This window comes from Paenibacillus koleovorans NBRC 103111, from assembly GCF_004000845.1.
Lineage (GTDB): Bacteria > Bacillota > Bacilli > Paenibacillales > NBRC-103111 > Paenibacillus_AA > Paenibacillus_AA koleovorans.
Map to the genome: position 1 here is coordinate 1 of NZ_BIMA01000280.1, position 524 is coordinate 524.

The window sequence follows — 524 nt, forward strand, 5'->3', positions numbered from 1 at the left end:
AGCAGCAGGTGCGCTTTCATCCGCTCGTACACAGGGCTCAGCCACTGAGCGCCGTGAAGTACCCAATTCGCCATCGTCTGTCGGGACAGCTCGACCCCAAACCGCGCCCACTGCTGTTCCTGACGATAAAGCGGCATCGCTTCTACGTATTTCTGACTCATGATGTACGCCACGCTGGAAGGCGAGGCGAGACTGCCCGGCTGGACAGGACGGGGCATCGCGGCTGTGACGATGGGTGTCTCGATGCCGGTACGCTCGCACTGGCGGCAGCCATAGACATAACGAACATGCTCCACCACTTGTACTTCGGCTGGAATCACCTTGAGCTCGCGCCTCACTTCGGTGCTCATCTCGTGCAGCGCGCCCCCGCAGCACGTGCAGGTTTGCTCTTCTTCTGGCACGCGATACTCGACACGTTCGGTACGCAGTCCGTCGAGTTTCACCTCGCGCTGGCCCTTGCGCTTCTTGCGCGAGTAGGTGAGGGTCTCCAATGTCGGCTCTTCCTTAGCGGGATCCGCCTCGGT

General features: G+C 61.1%; 1 protein-coding gene. It reads right to left on the reverse strand.

Annotation, left to right across the window (positions count from 1 at the left end; translation table 11 throughout):
- Window positions 1-524: IS66 family transposase (locus PKO02S_RS32155; protein ID WP_164821844.1), on the reverse strand; the 524-nt coding region annotated here is incomplete at both ends.